Source organism: Micromonospora echinofusca, from assembly GCF_017614955.1.
Taxonomy (GTDB): Bacteria; Actinomycetota; Actinomycetes; order Mycobacteriales; family Micromonosporaceae; genus Micromonospora; species Micromonospora echinofusca_A.
This window is the reverse complement of the sequence record NZ_WVUH01000509.1, coordinates 1-3,700: the sequence shown is the minus strand read 5'-3', so window position 1 is coordinate 3,700 and position 3,700 is coordinate 1. Positions and strand designations below refer to the sequence as shown.

The window sequence follows — 3,700 nt, the reverse complement described above, 5'->3', positions numbered from 1 at the left end:
GTCGTGGGCGGGGTGCCGCCACCGCCGCAGGGAGCACCGTTGATGGTGCAGTTCAACGGCGCGGCGTACGGACCGGTGCCGTTGTAGCCCCAACTGGTGGAGGCACCGGGGGCGAGCGGACCGGCCCAGCTCTTCTTCACCGCGACGTAGTGGTTGCCGGTGCGCGTGACGTCGGCGTCCCAGAAGCTGCTGATGGCGCTGCCGGCGGGCAGGTCGAACTCGATGCGCCAGGTGCTCACCGAGGCGTCCGAGCCGTTGGCCACGGTCACGTTGGCCCCGTGCCCGGTCCCCCAGTCCTGGGTCATGGTGAAGGTGGCGGTAACGCTTCCGGCGCCGAGGGCCGAGGTCATCGGCACCGCAGCCATGGCCACCACGGCCACGGCACCGGCCCAGAAGGCCCGGCGGATTGATCTCTTCATGCGGCGTCTCCCTAATAGTTAGGAAACCTTCCAGAAAGTTAGTGAGACGCTACTCACGAGGTCATCAGTTCGTCAAGATGTCCATCTTTCGATTCTTTGCCGACCCAAGATCGGCTCTGGCCTGCCCGGGAGCGGGGGCGCTGCTCGGCGAGGGAGCCGGGTCGCCACCGGACGGGAGACCGAGGCGCCGCTGGACGAGGGAGCGGGGCGCCGCTGGACGAGGGAGCGGGGCGTACCACCGCCGGGCGCCACAGGAGCCGGGTAACCTCGCCGGCATGACCATCTTCGACACCGAAATCGGCGCGCTGACCGGTGGATCAGCCAACCTGGCCGGGTACCGGGGCCGGGCCCTGCTCGTCGTCAACGTCGCCTCGAAATGCGGCCTGACCCCGCAGTACGCCGGACTTCAGGCGCTCGCCGACGAGTACGCCGACCGTGGCCTGGTGGTCCTCGGGGTACCCTGCAACCAGTTCGCCGGGCAGGAGCCGGGCAACGCCGACGAGATCGCCGACTTCTGCCAGGTGAACTACGGGGTGACCTTCCCGCTGACGGAGAAGGTGGAGGTCAACGGACCCGGCCGGCACCCGCTCTACACCGCGCTCGTCTCCACTCCGGACGCCGACGGGCACACCGGTGACATCCGGTGGAACTTCGAGAAGTTCCTGGTGGCTCCGGACGGCGCCGTGGCAGCCCGGTTCGCGCCCACGGTCGAGCCGGGCTCACCCGAACTACGCGCCGCGGTCGAACGCGTGCTGCCGGTCGGCTAGGGACGGGTCGGCACGCGGAAGCGGACCCCCGGCTAGGGACGGGTCGGCACCGCCGACTCCAGCACGGCCCGGATCGGCGCCAGTTCGGCGATCAGGGCCGCCGCGCCGTCCGACTCGTCCCAGAGCTCACGCAGCTCGGAGTCGGCCGCGAGCACCCGGTCGAGGGCCTGCACAGCGAGGGCCGGCACGTGCACCGGCAGGTCGAGCCGCCCGCCCGCCGTGACGAAGTCCGGAGCGTACGCCGAGTCGACCGGCGGGCCGCCAGGCAGTTGACCGGCCACGATGGCAGCCGCAGCGACCGCCTTCGCCGCCGGCCACGAGTCGAGGTAGTCCCGCTCGTCGACGACCTCCCGGAGGATCCGCTCGACCATGGCCACGCGCGCCGCCGGCTCCGCGTCGTCGAGCGCACCACACCAGTCCGCCGCCGCGTCGTTGTCGAACGGCCCCGCAGCCCAGGTACCCACGGTCGGACCCACCTTCCACCCTGATGATCGTGTGCCGCAGACCGTAGCGCACCGGTCCGACACGAACGGACGGACACCGGAATCCGCCGGGGGTGGACCTTTGCCCGACCGCTGGACCCGACGGCACCGCCGGCCGCGTCGACACGTTCTCCGCCCGCCTCGTCGACAACACCGGGGCCGGTTGGGGCAGCCACCTGCCACCCGACCGCTGTCGAGTTGCTCCGTCTCCGCCAGCGCTGGCCGTCACCGCGTTCCCGCAGCCCAGCACGGGCCTCCCCGGACGGCCGCCGGGACGTCGCCGACAGCCTCCGCCCAGAGGTCCCGCCCTCAGCGCATCCGGTACGGAGACATCCGCACGTGCTGGCGTGAACGGAGCAGCTCGACAGGATCGACCGCACCCATCGGCGCTTCCGCACCGGCCACCGCCGAATGCCGCCCCGGCACCCTGCCGGAAACCCGGACGCGGGCGCGGAGAGAGGTCTCGTGCACGACAACCGTCGCGCCCCACCGCACGGACGCGGTGGGGCACGACGGGGTCTCCGGTGGACGGTCAGGCGACCGCCGGACCAGGCAGGACGATCAGTGTGGATCCGTCAGGGCAGACGGACCGGAACGGACCGGATCAGCCTGCGGCGGAGCGGAAGACCGGGTAGTACCCGCCGGACTGACCGGCCGCCGTCGGGTGGTACGAGATGCCCAGGTTGAGGTAGTTCAGGGCGTGCAGCCACTTCTCACCGTAGCTGCACAGCTGGTGCCCGACGAAGATCGAGCGCACGTCGGCGAACTTGAAGCCCTTGGCGACCGCAGCGCTGCGGGTGATGTCGTCGACCAGGTTGATACCCTCGTTGATCTTGGCCCGCGAGGTGTCGCTGAGCCCCACGCAGACCGTGTTGAGCTGGTAGAAGACCGGGTAGCCGAGGACCACCACGCGGGCGTTCGGCGCCTTGCTCCTGATCCCGGTGTAGACGTTGGCGAGCAGGCCGGGCAGCTGGTTGCGGGCCTTGACCATCGCCGCGTCGACGGCGGCGACGCACTCGGTGGTGCCGTAGAGCACGCAGGTGGTCATGATGTTCGCGAAGCCGACGTCGTTGCCACCGACGCTGATGCTGACCAGGGTGGTGGTCGAGCTGAGCGCGGAGAGCTGGCTGTTGATGACGGTGGCGGTGGTGGCGCCCGAGCAGGCGACCGACCGGTAGGACGCGGGCCGGATGTTGGCCGCGTACAGCGCCGGATAGGCGTTGGTGCTGCGCTGACAGGAGCCGCTCTCACTGGTGTAGCTTCCGGCACCGACCCCAGAGGAGTACGAGTCGCCGAGCGCGACGTAGTGGTCGGTGGCCGCCGCCTGGGCGGGTACCGCCAACGCGAGGGTGGCGCCGAGAGCCGCAGTCAGGCTCAGGGCGAGGCTTACGAGTCGGGTTCTCCGCACGTCGCACTCCCGGGGGTGAGGAGGATGTGATCAGTGGGAGATAGATATCATTTAATAGTTGCAGATGGAAGGCTGTCGTCATTTCTTTAGGGGTGCTAGGGGGTCACCATCCGCCCCACCCGGACACCCCTGGTTCACCCTCCCTTGACGGCGAACACCTTCTCGCGACACCGAACGTCGACTAGCATCGCCATCCATGAATATTGCGAGATCGGCGGGGGTCCGCCGACGTCTGCTGCTGGCCTTCGCGCTGGCGCTCGTGGTCGGCGTACCCGTCGTGGCGGCGTCCGCGTCGGCGGCCACCGCGCTCACCGTGGCCCAGGCCCTCGGCGCCCAGGATGGACGGTCGGCGACGGTCACCGGGTACGTGGTCGGCCAACCGACCGCCTCGACCACGGTCATCAGGTCGAACTTCACCGCCGACACCGCCGTCGCGATCGCCGACTCGGCTGCCGAGACCAGCACCTCCCGGATGCTCTACGTCCAGGTGACCAGCGCCTACCGCAGCTCCTTCGGTCTGCTGACCAATCCCGGGCTGCTCGGGCGGTCGGTCACCGTCACCGGGACGCTCACCGCGTACTTCTCCCACGGCGGGTTGAAGGACCCGACGGCGATGACCCTGAC

The 3,700-nt window shown here is 70.0% G+C and carries 5 protein-coding genes; 2 read left to right on the top strand and 3 right to left on the bottom strand.

From position 1 onward, the window contains the following. The coding region (locus tag GSF22_RS31875) for a cellulose binding domain-containing protein (protein WP_208817622.1) at positions 1-419 on the bottom strand (419 nt) is incomplete at its 3' end. Positions 420-694: 275 nt separating this feature from the next. Here GSF22_RS31875 and GSF22_RS31870 point away from each other — a divergent pair. After that, the gene (locus GSF22_RS31870) at positions 695-1,186 is read left to right on the top strand and encodes a glutathione peroxidase (RefSeq protein WP_208817621.1); all 492 of its coding nucleotides are present in this window, start codon (positions 695-697) and stop codon (positions 1,184-1,186) included. A 32-nt stretch (positions 1,187-1,218) separates the two neighbouring features. Here the strand turns inward: GSF22_RS31870 and GSF22_RS35905 are convergent, their stop codons facing one another. Both GSF22_RS35905 and GSF22_RS31860 read right to left on the bottom strand, forming a co-directional pair. Further along, positions 1,219-1,650, bottom strand: a complete 432-nt coding sequence (locus tag GSF22_RS35905; protein ID WP_208817620.1) for a DUF4259 domain-containing protein — start codon at positions 1,648-1,650, stop codon at positions 1,219-1,221. A gap of 622 nt (positions 1,651-2,272) precedes the next feature. Next, positions 2,273-3,076, bottom strand: a complete 804-nt coding sequence (locus GSF22_RS31860) for an SGNH/GDSL hydrolase family protein (protein WP_208817619.1) — start codon at positions 3,074-3,076, stop codon at positions 2,273-2,275. Between the two features lie 196 nt (positions 3,077-3,272). Between GSF22_RS31860 and GSF22_RS31855 the strand changes: the two genes are divergently transcribed. Then, the coding region (locus tag GSF22_RS31855; protein WP_244454519.1) for a DUF6359 domain-containing protein at positions 3,273-3,700 on the top strand (428 nt) is incomplete at its 3' end.